We start from the raw sequence: 15,224 nt of genomic DNA, 5'->3' as shown, positions 1-15,224 counted from the left end.
CCAGCCGCGACAAAATCCACAGCAACTTTGACTCCGTACAAGAGCAGACCGGACTGTTTGCCGGTAAAGGCGGCTATGAAGTCAAAGTAGGTGAACACACCCAGCTTGACGGCGCAGTCATTGCCAGTACCGCAGACAAAGACAAAAACACCCTCGATACCGGCACTCTCGGCTTTGGCGATATCAAAAACAAAGCGGATTTTAAAACCGAACACCATAGCGTGAGTATCAGTACTGGCGGCTCAGTAGGCGGCATGTTACTCAGTAATATGGCGGCCAATACCCTGGGCGGCGCTAACCGGGAAGGCCACGCCCAAAGCACCACTCACGCCGCGGTCAGTGACGGCGCCCTGATTATCCGGGATAAAGACAGCCAGCAACAGGATATCACCACCCTCAGCCGGGATACCGACCATGCCAACAATGCTCTCAGTCCTATCTTTGACAAAGAGAAAGAGCAGCAACGGCTGAAACAGGCCCAACTGATTGGCGAAATCAGTGCGCAGGTGATTGACATCGCCAGTACTGAAGGAGCAATTATCGCCACCAAAGCGGCCCACGCCAAACTGGAAAACATCAGTGACCCGGATAGAGAAGCGGCCCAAAAGAAACTGGAAAACGCAGGCAAAACCAACATTACGCCTGAGCAAATTAAAGACCAGATTTACAAAACCGCCTATAACCAGGCATTGAATGAGTCTGGCCTTGGCACCGGAGGGAAATACCACACCGCTTTACAGGCGGCTACCGCAGCCATTCAGGGACTCGCGGGCGGAAATATTGGTCAGGCACTGGCAGGCGGCGCTTCCCCTTACCTGGCTGGGGTGATTAAAGACCTGACTACCGACCCGAAAACCCATCAAGTCGATGTCGTCACCAATACTCTGGCCCATGCCATTCTGGGGGCAGTGGCCGCCGAAGTCAGTGGTAACAATGCGCTGGCGGGCGCGGCCGGAGCAGCTTCCGGTGAACTGGCTGCGCGAGAACTGATGAAGCATATTCATGGTGAAAATGCTAAAGTCAGTGACTTAAGTGAAGAGGAAAAACAGACCATCAGCACCCTCTCCACCCTGGCGGCAGGGCTGGCAGGCGGCATTGCCGGTGACTCCACCGGAAGCGCCGTCACCGGGGCCCAGACCGGGAAGAATGCGGTGGAGAATAATTTCCTGACAGCCAAAGATGTCCACGAACTGAAAGAAGAACTGCTGGAAGCGGAGAAGACTGGCGCAAACAAGCAGGTGATTTACGACAAGTTTAAGGAGCGTAGCGAGAAAAACCGTCAGGAAGGTGTCTCGGATGACTGCTCCCATAACCCGGGCTGTGTGGTGTCCGTCTGGGAAATGATGAACTCGGGAACAGACGCCGCCAGTGGCCTGAACCGGACTTCGTTCTTCTCCAGCCTTAGCAATGAGGAGATGACACAGTTAAACCGCTTTGTGCAGGCGGAAAATGCGGAAAGCGCCCAGGCGATTTACCAGTCGCTGCCAGATGTGGTAAAGAAGGTTGTTGAAGGCAAGGAGTTCGCAGAACAGTTTGGTATAATACCAAAAGTGGGCAGCAGCGGGATGATTGGGCTGGGGATAGCCGGGAAAAAGCCTCAGTCACAAGGTACCCCAGAATCTGCTACTAAACCGGTGAATCATTCGGGCACTGAAACCGCGCAAACACCGCATAACCAGATTGGAAATGCAGAGGCAAAAAGGACTAACTCATCTGCAAATCAGCAAGGTAATGCAGGAAATAGCGAGTCAAAAACACCTAATACCCAAAATGTAAAACATGCGAATAAGACTTTTGAAATTAAGTCACTTCCTGATATGCACGGTAAAGAGCATATTACTGCCGTAAAAGGTGATGCCAGCATCCCTGTTAGCAAAATTGAATCATGGCTGCGAGGTAAAGCTGCTGGAGATTTAGAAGCTCTGAAAGCTCGTGAAATGGTCTTGATAAATGAGAAAAGAGATAACCAAAGAGCTTTTGCTAAAGACCCCACTAAGGCAGACGAATTGAAGAAAATTCAAAAGCATATAGAAGGCATTGGTCGTTCTCGTACGATGGCTAAAGATTTAGAGATAATAGGTATTCATGACACGAAAGAAAATAATACATTGATAATGAATAAATTGCTCGATTCAGCGAAAACGGCCACACCAGAAAATCGTTGGACTTCTATCGTATTGAAAAGCAGAAATGGCAATGATGAATCTGTTCGCATAAAAGCAGTATGGACAATTCTACCTGATGGATCAAAACGTCTTTCTACAGTGACAACCGGAAGATTTAAGGAACCAAAGTGATGAAAAAAGATGCAAATAAATTAAAAAAACAATTAGATAGCTATATAGAGAATGGTTATCTTGATATTCATTCTTTTGATAATCCTGAAGATGAGGCGTCTGAGGCACTTATCAATTTATTCGCTGTTGATGAGGCATTATGTGAACAATATTGTAAGCTTATTTTAGAATCTCCAGGGGTAGGTGATGCTTTCCTTGATTCGGGATGTCTTTTACATTTATTTGATTTAAACAAAGAATATGGCCTTAATTATGTTCGAAAAAATGTCTTAAGTATGGCTGCCCCTGTATTAGGAGCAGCCATGATTGGACTATTTGAATATAGCAATACACCATTCAGAGATCATTTTTCAGCGGAACTTATTACTAATGTTAAGAAACGCTATGATGAATTGGTATCTGAAGATGATTTTACTAAGGAATTATTGGATAGTCGTTATTCATTGTTTGAAAAGGAATTTTTAATATCGAAAGAACCGATTTGAAATTAATTCTAGTTCAAATATAAATGTTAATTACAGATCCCAGCCTGAATGAACTACCCCCGAAAGTTGGACACCCAACAAGTTAGGGGGGGAGTTCTGCATGAAGAATTACAGCAAGTGTTTGCTCACATTTAAGTGGGTACCGCTTCATCAGACCTAGTAGAACACAGCAAACAGACCAGTAAAGGCTTACTCTCCAAATCCTCCGTCGAAACCCACGATGAGGTGCATGAACGTCAGGCACAGAGCACCACGCTCAGCGGTAACAGCGTGCCCCTACAAACCGGGACATTGACAGTAACGTGGCGACACTCAAGATGTTAATCTGACCGCGGGCAATCAGCTCACCATTACCACTGCTGATAAAGCTCGTCATGAAACACACTTTAACACCCCAGCCAACGGCAATCACGCACAAGGAGGGTTGTCAGGTTAACACCGAGATAATACGGTTAAAAATCAGGGGAATATCATTATGAAGTGACGCACTCCCCAACAGACGATATACACGTTTTACTTTGTTTTTAACCTGAGTCCGCCCCGGCAAAAATCGCCCGCTCCTAGCCGATGTCAGTGATGCCCCTCTGGTCAACATGGATGTGGCTTGACGAACAGGCATAGCGGTTATCTCGCTGAAATTATTTGAGCTATCAGTAGATCACATCACGTTATGCCTGCCCCATTTTTTTCTGGGTATTCCTCAACGCACGGCGGCGGGGAGATTAAGTTTTATTTGTTTATTCTATGGAATGTATCCGTTCCTGAGTTTATTGATGCCCATTGGTCTTTAATATCATCAGGTCTACTGGTCATCATCCATAAGGTAGTAATTTTTTCTGGAAAACTATTTTTAGCCGTTGTTGGCTGCGTTGTTACAATGAAAGGTGAATTTATATCAATTTGACCTACCCATGAAGTTATCGCAGCATATTCATCCCAATTCACAAGAAAGACAATGAGGTTTCCACATATGTTCCCTGTGATACTTCCTGTCGTTGAACCTCCTCCGGCGCTTACAGCGCTAATATATTTACCTGTAAAAAATACGCTTTTATTTGGTTGTATAATTTCTATTGTAGAACCAAGTTCGTTAGCCCATTTTCCTGATATGTCCACATTGTTATTATCTATGTTATCTAAGCCGATCATTCCCTTTGTCGCGACAGATTTTCTAATTATTTCTTCAAGTAACATAGGTCCTCTCCACTAAGTATGATTGAACTTTTTTTGGTGTCTTAATGACAATTATAAGTATAATTCATATCTTTTATCTTTCGTGTTGTTTTGTTGAAGAAAATTAATTTGCTGATATATATGGTTTTATAATCTAATGACACGCTGATAAATATATATTATGTAGAGTAATTTATTATATAAATAATGGCGGAATGGTTTTATTTAATTAGAAAATTATTTTTTCCATAGTCGGAATGAAACATTGATTTTTTTAGCGATTAAATATGTTTCACCACATAAAAAATAATAAAAAATCACTCTTTTTAATCTAAAAATAGTTTTATGAATTTATTACCTTAGTTTATTTTTTTAATATTTTTGAATATAATGTGCGTTAATTGATTTTAATCCTAGATCACATTAAAGACATAAAAAGCAGCATAGTTTAAATCAAATCGTAGGCTAGACTGATTAAAACAATGTAAAGCCGTTTAATCCAGCGTATTTTACAGTTTTACATAATAAATGAAAAATAATAACACCGCAATTAACTAAACTTGTATTCTGTTAAATCATTCACTTGAACTTTTTTATTACCGATTATTTAACTGGTTTATGGCAAAGTTTATACCATTTAAAAACGTTATTAAAGTCGGTTCCTTTGGGAAAACAGATTGTTTGATTAAATTATTCATATGTTTATCTACCTTTTTTCCAGGAATATGAATATTAACAAAACCAATTTTTTTCATTTTTCACTGAAATATTTATAATCGGCAGGTTTTAAACTACTATTAAAAGTCATTTTTTAATCTCTGGTTTTAATCGGCATAAGGTTTTAACCGTTTTATCTCTTTTTTATTGCATTATTTTTATAGCTTAAGTCTTAAAATGACGGTGGAGAAAACATCTAATTTTCAGTTCATTAAAAACTTTCCCTATCGTGCTGATTTCTTTTTAACTTTCCGTTAATGGTTAATGGATTTCGATTAAATGTCATTAACCATTCTGCCAAAAAGTGGAATTTATCACTTTAAATCAATATGTTATATAATACCTCTAATCTATCCACATTCGTATTTTCAAATGGTTATGGCCGTAATCACTCTATGCCTTTTAAAAATCTGGCATTAATAGAGTACCTGTTTTTTTACCCCTTAGCTGATTAATCACCGATAAAAAGGATTTTACGATCGATTTAATGAATGGTATTTACGTTTTATAGCCCCTATTTACCCTCCTCGTTTTCATTAAATTGTCATTCAGTTTTCTCGTTTTTCCTTTTCCTGTATTTTATTTTTCAGGTTTAAAACCATAGAAGGTAACAGATCAAATGATGGTATTAAGATCAAAACCCATTTTTTAAATCATTTTTAAAATCCGGTTAATCCTGTTAAATGTTTTGAATCAGTTCAGGGATATGTAAACACTAAGGTTTTTCAAAGATTAGCTGATGATGTTAAAAATCCTTTTGAGAATAGTTCATTATGTTTTTTCCTTAATTAAATGAAAGTCACAGAAAACAGGAAAAACTTCATAAACTATGTGAATAAAACACGTTTCCGTTTAACTCGAAGGCCCTCTCCCGTTTATCTATGAGGTTGCTTGCCAATCTGTATTCATTTTATTATATTGAATGCATTGTATGCAAATATAGGAGATGAATTATGGCAATGATGACTGTCAGGAACATCCCTGATGAAGTACACCGTGCTTTACGAGTACGTGCTGCTATTCATGGCCGCAGTGCTGAAGCCGAAGTACGCGCCATTCTGGAAGAATCCGTAAAAGCCGAAGGTCGGATCAAGTTAGGATCGATGCTAGCTGAAATTGGCCGCCAATCCAAGTTAACCGATGAGGAGTTTACAGCCATTGAGCAAATACGTGACAAAATTCCTGCTAACCCGATGAATTTTGAATGATTATACTGGATACTAACGTGATTTCGGAACCACTGCGTCAGGCTCCTGAATCACGTGTCATTAAGTGGCTAGACGCACAACCGATTGAAACCCTATATCTGTCGGCAATAACCGTAGCCGAACTGCGCTTTGGTTTGGCTTCACTGCCCATAGGGAAACGCCGCGATAAATTGCAGGAGAACCTGGAAAAGCAGGTATTACCCTTGTTCACCGGACGTGTATTATCATTCGACATGTCAGCGTCACAATCTTATAGTGAACTTATGGCAAAAGCCCGGATCGCCGGTTTGGCAATCAGCGTGGCAGATGGATATATCGCTGCAACTGCCGCCGCAAATGGCATGATAGTTGCCACACGAGATGTTAGCCCGTTCGAGGCAGCTGGTGTGAACGTGATCAATCCCTGGGAGAATTAGCAGGCAACTTTATTTGGCACCGTGACTTTTAGCATAGCCTCGGTGCCGCCGGTGTAATCCTTCCGCTTTTTCGGAGAAAATCTTTTAATTTCCACTTAATTTTCAATGTATATCTTAGCTATTTTCTCAAATAAAGAACTTTTACTGACTTCCCTTAACCTTAATATATCGTTGGTAAAAGAACGTAGGAAAATAGATGTGATATTTTGTTCCATAGCATTTATCTGTTTACCCTCTTTATCCATAGTCAAAATATTGTAAATTAAGTTCTCTTTTGCAATCGTTTGATTAGGTGAATTACATGGTGATACAAAATACAATAAGTCATTTCCCCTCGGTTGAAGATAAATATGTTCATACTGACTATTCTGTTTAGGCGCTAAGTAATAGGGCAAAACTGTTTCAATCGGATTACATACTCTATTTACTAAATTTTCATCTTCCAAAGCATATTCAATATTATCTATTTTCTGATTACCGATGATCCTGGGAATTCTATCCGAGTGATATCGGCTAAGAATAATTTCTTCAACATTATCAAATAAATAAAAAGAATCATTATAAAGACTTGATATTTTCTTCATAAATTCACATTTTTCCTCAAGGGCCGTCTTACTCTTTACAAGTGAATGTTCATTGATGAAAAGCGTTTTATTATGAATATTAACATCAACTATTGAAGCCAGTATTTCCTTATTTTTCTTATATTCTTCTGGAATCCTAATATACACAAGAGTTATCTTTAAATCTGGAAGGTCAATATTTTCAATTTTTTTCTCTTTGAAAACTCTTTCTTTTAGCCAAAGTTCAATCTTGATTTTTTGGATTTTTGTACGTATTTTATTGCTTAGTTTTTCCAGGCCGGTCTCCCTATCGTTTTCCACAATATTATCATCTAAATTTATGCCCTGAATAACTGTTTCACCTTGCGCTTCAAACCTATGGTGTTTTAATTCCGAATAGTATCCAATTCAGCATCTTCTATTCCCTTTTCTCCAACATGCTTAAATGCATCCCATGTCGTGTTTTTAATTTCACCTTTGACCAATATACTGGTTTTAGCTCCACCATCCAATGAATTAAGAACCAAATAGTTTTTATTTTTATCCAATAAATTAAAATCTTGAACAGGAGAATCAGTTAATTCTTGTAGTTCAAATACTTCCTTAATCTCTTTTTCCAAGAACATTTTGGATTTACTATCAGCAGAATACTTTGGAATTCTGGCATCTATTAATACCAGAGGGTGTAATAAATTTTTATTAACCGTGATAAAGTCATGAAGGACATAATCAGCTTTAAAGTATCTTTCACTAAAAGAGATCTCAGCATGATTTAATAGTTCTTTTATTTTTTGTATAATCAAGTTTTGAACATAATTTTTACTATTTCGATATCCTTTCATAAATCGCATGAATTTTTTCTTAGAGTGTTCATTGGTATTGATATTATCTGTTACCTGAAAATTATTTTCTTTAGTTCTAAATAATAATTGAATTTCTTCTGTGTTGTATGAATCCACATTGTATGAGTCTACTTTTTTTTTCAATTCTAAAGACCTTTCTATGTAAATTTAAAACTAACTCCTTTTGAATAAAGAAATTAAAACGCGGATAAAAAGAATCAATTATATTACCACGTTTTTCTGCTGATAAATAAATTCGTGAATTATAAAATTCAGGTTCTATTTCATAATTCTCTTCAAGCTCTTTTAGAAAAATTCTTTTAATATGCAATCCCACAATCGCAGAAAAAACATTGCATAAAAATTTGCTATTTTCTTCAAATTTATCAATAAACCCTTTTATGTCATATTCCTGGTCGGAAAGATAAAAAAAGTGAACTGCTTTACAGACCGCTGACAAACTCCATTCAAAATAATGAGGTTTGTTTTTTTCATTATGAAAAATACTGTGCCTATTTTTTCTCACTAAGCTGGTCTGAGCACTCACCCAGATGCCATTTTGGACCCTGCTACACTAAATACTCCCCCATCCACAGATAAAAATCAGCAACTCTATCTGCTTGATATTTTGAACTGTTGCCACCAAAAAGCATTGTATTTTCACTTTCAGCAACCCACAAAAACGGGCCTAATGGTGCCCATGATACTGCTTTAATAGGCACAGGGAGGCACAGCTCGCTGTTCGTTCCTTGATTTGTGCAAATTGATACTGGTTTTCAAACGGGTGCTGTCAGTACAGAGTACCCATCCACCGACCAATCTTTTGGCGATCTCTTACTCAACAATGTTGTAAAAAATTTGCCGGAAGACCTCGCTGTGACTGAAACGACGACGACATTTCTGACTCAGGGTTGAGGAATCAGGGACCTTCTCTGTCAGTCCGAGGCGCAGAAACCAGCGGTAAACCATATTAACCTGAATTTCCTGTACCAGACGGAGTTCACTGGAAATACCAAATAAAAATAGTCCAGTAACATCATCTTGAGCAACATCACTGGATCGATAGCCGGTCAGCCATTATTGTGGCAATACAATGGGACTACTAATTCGCGGATAAATTCGAAATCAATGACGGCATCGACTTAACGGACCAAATGATTTTTAAGGACCAGCTCGTCAAACAAGTGCGTTTCTGGTGGGAAAGTCTGGAGAGGGTGGTGTTCTTAACATGGTGGCAAGCCCAGTTTAGTGAACGGAGCTTAATTAAAGTAAATTGCGAGGTGAAAAATCATAACTTTGTCAATAACCTGATCATAACATACTGTTAACATTTATTGTGATATAAATCACAATTAAAAATAAAATAAAAAGACACTGTGAATATTATAAATTATATAGTGAGGTGACTTTATAGAAAGTCATTTTTAAAATTAAATCGAGGATATAAACATGCAAAAGAAAACATCTGTTGAGGTTGAAGTTGAAGATAAAGAAATGACCTGCGGTTCATACAACAAATAAAGATATTGGCGTATGGCTAACCAATTTGGTTGGCCATGTTCTACATAAGGAGGCGGGCATGAGAATAGCATGTGGTTTTAATCCTAATTTTCTTAGCGGTGAAATACACATACCGAGTAAAGTATCGATGATAGAATTAGGGATTACTGCATACAATATTTTATCAGTTGCAGAAAAAAGAACTCCATTCGAAAGATACAATGGAAAATTCTCTCTTCACATTGCCAGAAGTGCAATAACAGAAGATATGCAATCAGGCTGTAACTATATTAATAACATTATACCACGAATAATCAATACGGAAAAAACAATTAGCATTGGTTTTCATTTGTGTGGAAGTAGAAAGGATAACATTGGTAAGTATGGTTTTACTCCCCATTATGAAAGAAGCAAGAGGAAAGAAAGAAATGCTATAAATTTCTTAAAAGAGGTTTCTCAAACATATCAGATAGATACATGGATAGAAAATTCAAACTTTTACTCTTGTGAACCAAGTGAGATCTCTAACGCGATAATAAGCGCAAATTACATAAGTAAAGAAAGTGACTCTAAACAAATAGTTGACCTAGCTCATCTAATCATCAATTCAGTAAATGCAAAAGTTGATCCTCTTATATTTATTGGAATGATAGATTGGGATAATGTAGTCGAGGTTCATCTATCAGGAATAATTGAGGGAAAGGATGGAACATTTCATGATGGACATTCAGAGAGAGTTCACCATATTGTTTGGGATTCTTTTGAGAAAATAGTTTCCAGCAAATTAATCAAAGAAAACTGCTATATAAATATTGAGCACACAGAAAACTCTTGGTTAAAGAATTTATCTGGTTATAATAATGACTTTGAAAAGTTGAACTCAATATTATTAAAAAATAAAGAAACAAGTAAACCCTCAAATGCCAACATGAGTAATTATGCGAAATCATACCTATCAAAAACTCTGCTAGCAGCCATAAAAAACAAGAAGGAAATTGAAATCGCTAAGTCGGAAAACATTGAGTCACTTATATCTAGTTGGATATTAAGTATAGAAGAAAGTGAAGTAAACCTATGCCTAACAAAAGAAGAGGAAGATGAAACTATAAATTCAGTTCATTATTTAAAATCATTCGAAAGTTTTCTGAATAGGTGAATCATGCAAATAGGAACCAATTGGTCTGGAAATAGAGAACTAAGCGTTCTAAAGGAGATAATATTACTGAGAAAGGTCGATTTCATAGAGATATTAATAGATAACTTTTTACAATGCTCCCCTGACTCAATACTTGACATAAGCAAAGGATTACCAGTAGCGTTTCATATCATGAACTCTAAATATATGCACAGAAGCAAACAAGATTTAGAGAGTATAGGGAAAAGAATAAGATTACTCCAAAAAGAACTAAACCCCATATATATATCTGATCATGTTGGTATTTTTTATCATAATAGCTATCCTTTACCAACAATGAGTGAAGTTGATTACTCTTCTGAAAAAGATAAATACTTCGATTCAGTAAGCCTTTGGCAAGATATAATTGGCGAAAAAATTTATTTAGAAAACTTCCCTTCAATACTTGATGAAAATGCTAGGCTACAACCAGATTTTTTTAAAGAAATGACAAAAAAATGCGGCAATGGACTTTTGTTTGACATATCAAATGCTGTGATTGCACAAGAAAACACGGGAACCCCATTTGAAGAATGGCTTGATATAGAAATGAACCATCTTCATATTGGTGGTTATGCAGAAACATCATTATGCCCTAGTTTCTTGGTTGACACTCATGCAGATAGAATATCTAATCTTTCATTAGAGTATTTTAGTAAATTGGGAACAGAAAGCAAGGGCAACCTTATATCACTATCTGTTGAAAGGGATGATAATTTTGTATTAGGAGACTGGATTCATGACATCGAAGTATGCAGACAATAGAAATTGTTACTCTTATGTTGTAACTGGAGAGTCCGCATCAGAACTACCAAAAAACAAATCAGACTCTCTATCTAAGCTCATGATCTATAACATAACTAATGTACTAAACAACCCTCTGAGCAGATCTAAAGCTGAAGTTTCTTTTGAAGAAGTAGAAGAATTTATACGTTGGGCAAACAAAAGGAAATATCATCTCGACTGGAGAATATTTGCATACTTTTTATCTTTCAGACATGAAAGTAAAAAGCACCTTACAGATGAGATGATTAATGATTTATTAATCTTCTCAGCCAGCCAATGGACTTATTTTGATAAAAGCGATAAAGAAGAAATAATAATATACTCCAAGATTAAAGAAGGATATAAATTTATAGCAAAGAAGTCAAAAAAAGCGTCAATTGCAAGAAAGTTATACATAGCTAAGATTGATATTATGGATGATGGATCTCATGATAGAAGAAAAGAAATTATATATATTTGACAAGGGTATTATATTGCCATCGATAACAATGTTTAAGAGTAGAATATTAAACATGGCAATGCAACTTATTATTACCGCACTAATATATCAATTGTCTACAGACGATGCCGGATTTTTTTTACTATCATCACAGTTGGTTCAGATATTTGTTGTTGCTTCATGTACCTTTTTCATTGGCATTAATATAAAATCAGACATTAAAAATAAAAACTACACTTACGAAAACTACACTTGGCTTTTAATAACAGGGACGATAACAGGCTTATTAATGACTCTAATATCTATGATATCAATACATTATTACAGTGACCATACAGTAACCAAAAAAATAGCATTGATACTATCAATCGGCATTATACCATTATGTATATATTCTGTTAACTGCGCAATTCTAGAGTCTACAAAACAAGAAAGGTACATGGTAAAAGTCAACTCATTCAGTATATTAACAAATGTATTCGCCATGATTGCATTATACTTATTTACTGGTGATTTAATATTTTCTATTGCTCTTGCTATCAGTATCTCAAGGGCATACATGGCCATCTCATCTTCAATCCCATTAATGAAATTTATAAAATGGAAAAAAATTGACTTACCTTACATTAAGGATATTGTGAATATAGGAATAAATGAGGCTTTAACATCTACATCATTAGTGGTATTGATGTCTATTTTAATAAGGTTTGTATCGACATTAATTTCAAACATAGAATTATCAAAATTATTTGTTTACATGGGGGTTATGAATTACCTATTTGTCACGGGATTTTCTGCTGTTATTTCATTGGCTGCAAATTACAGAAGTGATGAAAACAATTTTTTAAATATAGCGATAGGTACCAACTTATTTTACCTTATTATCTTTTCAACCGTCTCACCATTAATCAGTTTGATGGTATTCAATACGCTAACAGAAACAATAGATATAATAACTTGTGCATTAGTCATATTCTTTGACTTGATTGCCGTATCTATTATTAACAGAATAAGGAGCAAATCACCAAATTCAAAATCTGTATATCTTAAGGTGATTCCCATTATCACAGTACTTGTGGTCACCTCTACATTAATTAGCCCGACATCATTCGAAATCTTATTGACTTTTGTATGCAGTAATATACTGTATACGCTAATCTCATTAATATGGTATTCGCTATGGAAAAAGAAATCTTTGTCTTTAGAGAAGTTAACGTAAAAGACGCAAAAAATCTCATTGTTTTTTTTAATGATTTAGATAACACATCGGAATTTATGTTGCTTGAGCCAGAAGAAAGAAAAACAAGTATTGAAGAACAGACTGATATAATAAAAGGATTCGGCAAAGACAGGCAAATGTTAATATGCGAAGATAGCAAGAAAATTGTTGGATTCATTGTTATATCTAGAGGGATGTTCAACAGGAACAGGCACCTAGGTTCTATTGTTCTTGGAGTAAAAAAAGAATATAGAAATAAAGGCATAGCAAGAACCCTACTCGACAAAGCGCAAGATTGGTCACGGAAAAATGGAATTAGTAGACTTGAATTGACCGTTGCAATAAAAAACACATTGGCAATAAAGCTGTATTTGTCATCAGGTTTTATTTTTTCCGGCATCAGAACTAGCTCACTATTTATAAATGGTGAACTGACAGATGAATACTATATGACTAAAGGAATATCTGAAACAGTAATAGACAATGTGGCAAACAACCGGTGATTAAGCTAAGATTTTTTGTGGAAGGAACAACATATGGAGAGTATATGATGATTACGCTATTAATCATAAAGAAGAAATTAGTCAGAATACGCGTCTTGCCGTGTTATCAATAAGGGCTTTAGGTGAAGAATTTTCGTGTAAATAGCATTTTTCAGATCGTCGGGGTACTCCTACATTAGATGAGAGTTAACAGAGTCTTGAAGCTGATTTCTAATCAACTCAGACCGTTGGCAAACCTCATTGAAAATAACGGGGTTTGTCAACGGTCTGAAAAGTAAACTACTTTATTATTCCAAAAATCATCGTCTTTATTCTGATTAGCTCCTGATTGTAAATTAAATGGTTTCATTTACCTCACTCTTTAATAAATCGGGAAATCTAAACGTCTATACTTCTTAACATCTAAAATAAAACTAATATATTCCTTTTGGCTATATATGGTTGCTATTCATTCTTTCAAACAAATACATATACAGAGTTATCCTCCATAACTATCTGAATACAACGGATTATCTGGATATGATATGACCACATCACGCTCTGTTCTCAATATGATTGGCAATACCCCATTGCTGGAGTTAACGCATCTGAATACCGGTCCGTGTCAATTATTTATTAAGCTGGAGAATCAAAATCCCGGTGGCTCTATTAAAGATCGCGTCGCTCTTTCCATGATCGAGCAGGCGGAAGAACAGGGGTTACTTCAACCCGGTGGTACGATTATCGAAGCTACTGCCGGTAATACCGGAATTGGATTAGCGCTAGTCGCCGCTCTGAAAGGCTATAAATTGATTCTGGTCGTTCCAGATAAGATGAGCCGGGAGAAGGTGTTTCATCTGCGTGCACTGGGCACCGATGTACGTCTTACCCGTTCTGATGTCAGCAAAGGTCATCCAGAGTATTATCAAGATTATGCCCTGCGTCTGGCGCGAGAGATCCCCGGCGCTTATTACATCGATCAGTTCAATAATCCGGCTAACTCAGCAGCACACACGACCACTACCGGACCGGAAATCTGGCAGCAAATGAACCACAATGTCGATGCTGTGGTGATTGGCGTCGGGTCCGGCGGTACGCTTGGCGGCTTGAGTCACTATTTCGCTCAAGTTTCGCCGGAAACTGAGTTTGTTCTGGCAGACCCAAATGGTTCTATTCTGGTGGACTATATCGAACACGGTAAATATGGTGAAGCCGGAAGCTGGCAGGTAGAAGGCATCGGTGAAGATTTTGTCCCTCCTCTGGGCGATTTTAGTCGCGTGCGCCACGCATACCGTGTCAGTGATGCAGAAGCTTTTTCCAGCGCCCGTGATCTGTTGCTAAAGGAAGGTGTGCTGGCAGGCTCTTCCAGCGGTACCTTGCTCGCCGCCGCACTGCGCTACTGCCGTGCGCAAACCACTCCCAAACGTGTGGTTACGCTAGCATGTGACAGTGGAAATAAGTATCTGTCAAAAATGTTTAACGATTATTGGATGCTAGAGCAAGGATTCCAATCTCGTGCGCCGCAGCACGATCTCAGTGACTATATTACTTATCGCTATCAGGATGGCGCTACGGTTTTTATATCGCCAGAAGATACGTTAAGAACCGCTCATACCCGCATGCGCTTATATGAAATTTCACAATTGCCGGTGCTGAAAGGAGAGCAAGTGGTCGGTATTATCGACGAGTGGGATTTGATGCATACCGTTCAGGCTGATCCACTCAATTTCAGCCTGCCCGTTAGTCACGCTATGACCCATCAGGTGAAAACTCTAGATAAGAACGCTTCTCTGCAACAATTGATGACAACTTTCGACGCCGGACATGTGGCGCTGATCGTCGATAATGGCCGCTTTCTTGGGCTGGTAACGCGCACAGATGTGCTGAATGCATGGCGTCAGCAACTTAATTGATTTTTAGGAA

Annotated in this window: 16 protein-coding genes and 2 pseudogenes; 12 read left to right on the top strand and 6 right to left on the bottom strand. The window is 37.6% G+C overall.

The genetic code is table 11. The features are described from left to right. From C6H66_RS27325 to C6H66_RS27720, 3 genes and pseudogenes are all read left to right on the top strand, one after another. A partial coding sequence (locus C6H66_RS27325; RefSeq protein ID WP_282183124.1) for a VENN motif pre-toxin domain-containing protein occupies positions 1-2,297 on the top strand: 2,297 nt, incomplete at its 5' end. Continuing rightward, complete coding sequence (locus tag C6H66_RS19105) at positions 2,297-2,782, top strand: hypothetical protein (protein ID WP_105396405.1); 486 nt, start codon at positions 2,297-2,299, stop codon at positions 2,780-2,782. The genes C6H66_RS27325 and C6H66_RS19105, both read left to right, overlap by 1 nt. 138 nt (positions 2,783-2,920) lie before the next feature. After that, a pseudogene (locus tag C6H66_RS27720) lies at positions 2,921-3,167 on the top strand (hypothetical protein); the annotation flags it as partial. Between the two features lie 42 nt (positions 3,168-3,209). On the opposite strand, the gene C6H66_RS19100 reads toward C6H66_RS27720, so the two are convergent. Further along, positions 3,210-3,401, bottom strand: a complete 192-nt coding sequence (locus tag C6H66_RS19100) for a hypothetical protein (protein ID WP_146111074.1) — start codon at positions 3,399-3,401, stop codon at positions 3,210-3,212. Positions 3,402-3,511: 110 nt separating this feature from the next. Next, the gene (locus C6H66_RS19095; RefSeq protein WP_052105826.1) at positions 3,512-3,976 is read right to left on the bottom strand and encodes an avidin/streptavidin family protein; all 465 of its coding nucleotides are present in this window, start codon (positions 3,974-3,976) and stop codon (positions 3,512-3,514) included. A gap of 1,649 nt (positions 3,977-5,625) precedes the next feature. On the opposite strand from C6H66_RS19095, the gene C6H66_RS19090 reads away from it, so the two are divergent. Together C6H66_RS19090 and C6H66_RS19085 are read left to right on the top strand one after the other, a co-directional pair. Further along, positions 5,626-5,880, top strand: coding sequence for a FitA-like ribbon-helix-helix domain-containing protein (locus C6H66_RS19090; RefSeq protein WP_040150445.1), 255 nt, complete (start codon positions 5,626-5,628; stop codon positions 5,878-5,880). After that, a complete protein-coding gene (locus C6H66_RS19085) occupies positions 5,877-6,296 on the top strand; it encodes a type II toxin-antitoxin system VapC family toxin (protein ID WP_040150443.1) in 420 nt (139 codons plus the stop codon). The genes C6H66_RS19090 and C6H66_RS19085 overlap by 4 nt, the downstream gene beginning before the upstream one ends. 95 nt (positions 6,297-6,391) lie before the next feature. On the opposite strand, the gene C6H66_RS19080 is transcribed toward C6H66_RS19085, so the two are convergent. The 4 genes and pseudogenes from C6H66_RS19080 to C6H66_RS19065 all read right to left on the bottom strand — a co-directional run. Continuing rightward, positions 6,392-7,180: a hypothetical protein gene (locus C6H66_RS19080; RefSeq protein ID WP_105396404.1), complete on the bottom strand. Its 789-nt coding sequence runs from the start codon at positions 7,178-7,180 to the stop codon at positions 6,392-6,394. Positions 7,181-7,245: 65 nt separating this feature from the next. Further along, positions 7,246-7,845 (bottom strand): hypothetical protein, encoded by a 600-nt coding sequence (locus tag C6H66_RS19075; RefSeq protein WP_146111073.1) that lies wholly within the window; start codon positions 7,843-7,845, stop codon positions 7,246-7,248. Beyond that, positions 7,778-8,248, bottom strand: coding sequence for a hypothetical protein (locus C6H66_RS19070; RefSeq protein ID WP_105396402.1), 471 nt, complete (start codon positions 8,246-8,248; stop codon positions 7,778-7,780). The genes C6H66_RS19075 and C6H66_RS19070 overlap by 68 nt, the downstream gene beginning before the upstream one ends. Positions 8,249-8,415: 167 nt before the next feature. Then, positions 8,416-8,931: pseudogene (locus C6H66_RS19065) on the bottom strand (transposase); the annotation flags it as partial. Between the two features lie 219 nt (positions 8,932-9,150). Between C6H66_RS19065 and movA the strand changes: the two are divergent. The 7 genes from movA (at position 9,151) to C6H66_RS19035 (ending at position 15,214) form a co-directional block, all read left to right on the top strand. After that, the gene (gene movA, locus C6H66_RS27885) at positions 9,151-9,222 is read left to right on the top strand and encodes a methanobactin-like peptide MovA (protein ID WP_449301333.1); all 72 of its coding nucleotides are present in this window, start codon (positions 9,151-9,153) and stop codon (positions 9,220-9,222) included. A 58-nt stretch (positions 9,223-9,280) separates the two neighbouring features. Further along, positions 9,281-10,357 (top strand): multinuclear nonheme iron-dependent oxidase, encoded by a 1,077-nt coding sequence (locus C6H66_RS19060; RefSeq protein ID WP_105396401.1) that lies wholly within the window; start codon positions 9,281-9,283, stop codon positions 10,355-10,357. Positions 10,358-10,360: 3 nt separating this feature from the next. Beyond that, on the top strand, positions 10,361-11,140 hold the full coding sequence (locus tag C6H66_RS19055; protein ID WP_105396400.1) for a multinuclear nonheme iron-dependent oxidase: 780 nt from the start codon (positions 10,361-10,363) through the stop codon (positions 11,138-11,140). Beyond that, entirely contained in the window at positions 11,115-11,621 is a 507-nt protein-coding gene (locus C6H66_RS19050; RefSeq protein WP_105396399.1) for a hypothetical protein, read from the top strand. Before C6H66_RS19055 ends, C6H66_RS19050 begins: the two co-directional genes overlap by 26 nt. Continuing rightward, a complete protein-coding gene (locus tag C6H66_RS19045) occupies positions 11,590-12,819 on the top strand; it encodes an MATE family efflux transporter (protein WP_105396398.1) in 1,230 nt (409 codons plus the stop codon). Before C6H66_RS19050 ends, C6H66_RS19045 begins: the two co-directional genes overlap by 32 nt. After that, entirely contained in the window at positions 12,780-13,322 is a 543-nt protein-coding gene (locus C6H66_RS19040) for a GNAT family N-acetyltransferase (protein WP_181150244.1), read from the top strand. Before C6H66_RS19045 ends, C6H66_RS19040 begins: the two co-directional genes overlap by 40 nt. 524 nt (positions 13,323-13,846) lie before the next feature. Continuing rightward, positions 13,847-15,214, top strand: a complete 1,368-nt coding sequence (locus C6H66_RS19035; RefSeq protein WP_105396396.1) for a pyridoxal-phosphate dependent enzyme — start codon at positions 13,847-13,849, stop codon at positions 15,212-15,214. Positions 15,215-15,224: the final 10 nt, after the last annotated feature.

Source organism: Photorhabdus hindustanensis (assembly GCF_002968995.1).
Lineage (GTDB): Bacteria > Pseudomonadota > Gammaproteobacteria > Enterobacterales > Enterobacteriaceae > Photorhabdus > Photorhabdus akhurstii.
This window is presented reverse-complemented; position numbering and strand designations above follow the sequence as displayed.

What these genes read in the sequence shown, in the direction of transcription:
- C6H66_RS19090 (WP_040150445.1), top strand. Translation starts at nt 5,626, where the DNA reads ATGGCAATGATGACTGTCAGGAACATCCCTGATGAAGTACACCGTGCT.
- C6H66_RS19035 (WP_105396396.1), top strand. Translation starts at nt 13,847, where the DNA reads ATGACCACATCACGCTCTGTTCTCAATATGATTGGCAATACCCCATTG.
- C6H66_RS19060 (WP_105396401.1), top strand. Translation starts at nt 9,281, where the DNA reads ATGAGAATAGCATGTGGTTTTAATCCTAATTTTCTTAGCGGTGAAATA.
- C6H66_RS19105 (WP_105396405.1), top strand. Translation starts at nt 2,297, where the DNA reads ATGAAAAAAGATGCAAATAAATTAAAAAAACAATTAGATAGCTATATA.
- C6H66_RS19050 (WP_105396399.1), top strand. Translation starts at nt 11,115, where the DNA reads ATGACATCGAAGTATGCAGACAATAGAAATTGTTACTCTTATGTTGTA.
- C6H66_RS19040 (WP_181150244.1), top strand. Translation starts at nt 12,780, where the DNA reads ATGGAAAAAGAAATCTTTGTCTTTAGAGAAGTTAACGTAAAAGACGCA.
- C6H66_RS19085 (WP_040150443.1), top strand. Translation starts at nt 5,877, where the DNA reads ATGATTATACTGGATACTAACGTGATTTCGGAACCACTGCGTCAGGCT.
- C6H66_RS19045 (WP_105396398.1), top strand. Translation starts at nt 11,590, where the DNA reads ATGATAGAAGAAAAGAAATTATATATATTTGACAAGGGTATTATATTG.
- C6H66_RS19100 (WP_146111074.1), bottom strand. Translation starts at nt 3,401, where the DNA reads ATGCCTGTTCGTCAAGCCACATCCATGTTGACCAGAGGGGCATCACTG.
- C6H66_RS19055 (WP_105396400.1), top strand. Translation starts at nt 10,361, where the DNA reads ATGCAAATAGGAACCAATTGGTCTGGAAATAGAGAACTAAGCGTTCTA.
- C6H66_RS19095 (WP_052105826.1), bottom strand. Translation starts at nt 3,976, where the DNA reads ATGTTACTTGAAGAAATAATTAGAAAATCTGTCGCGACAAAGGGAATG.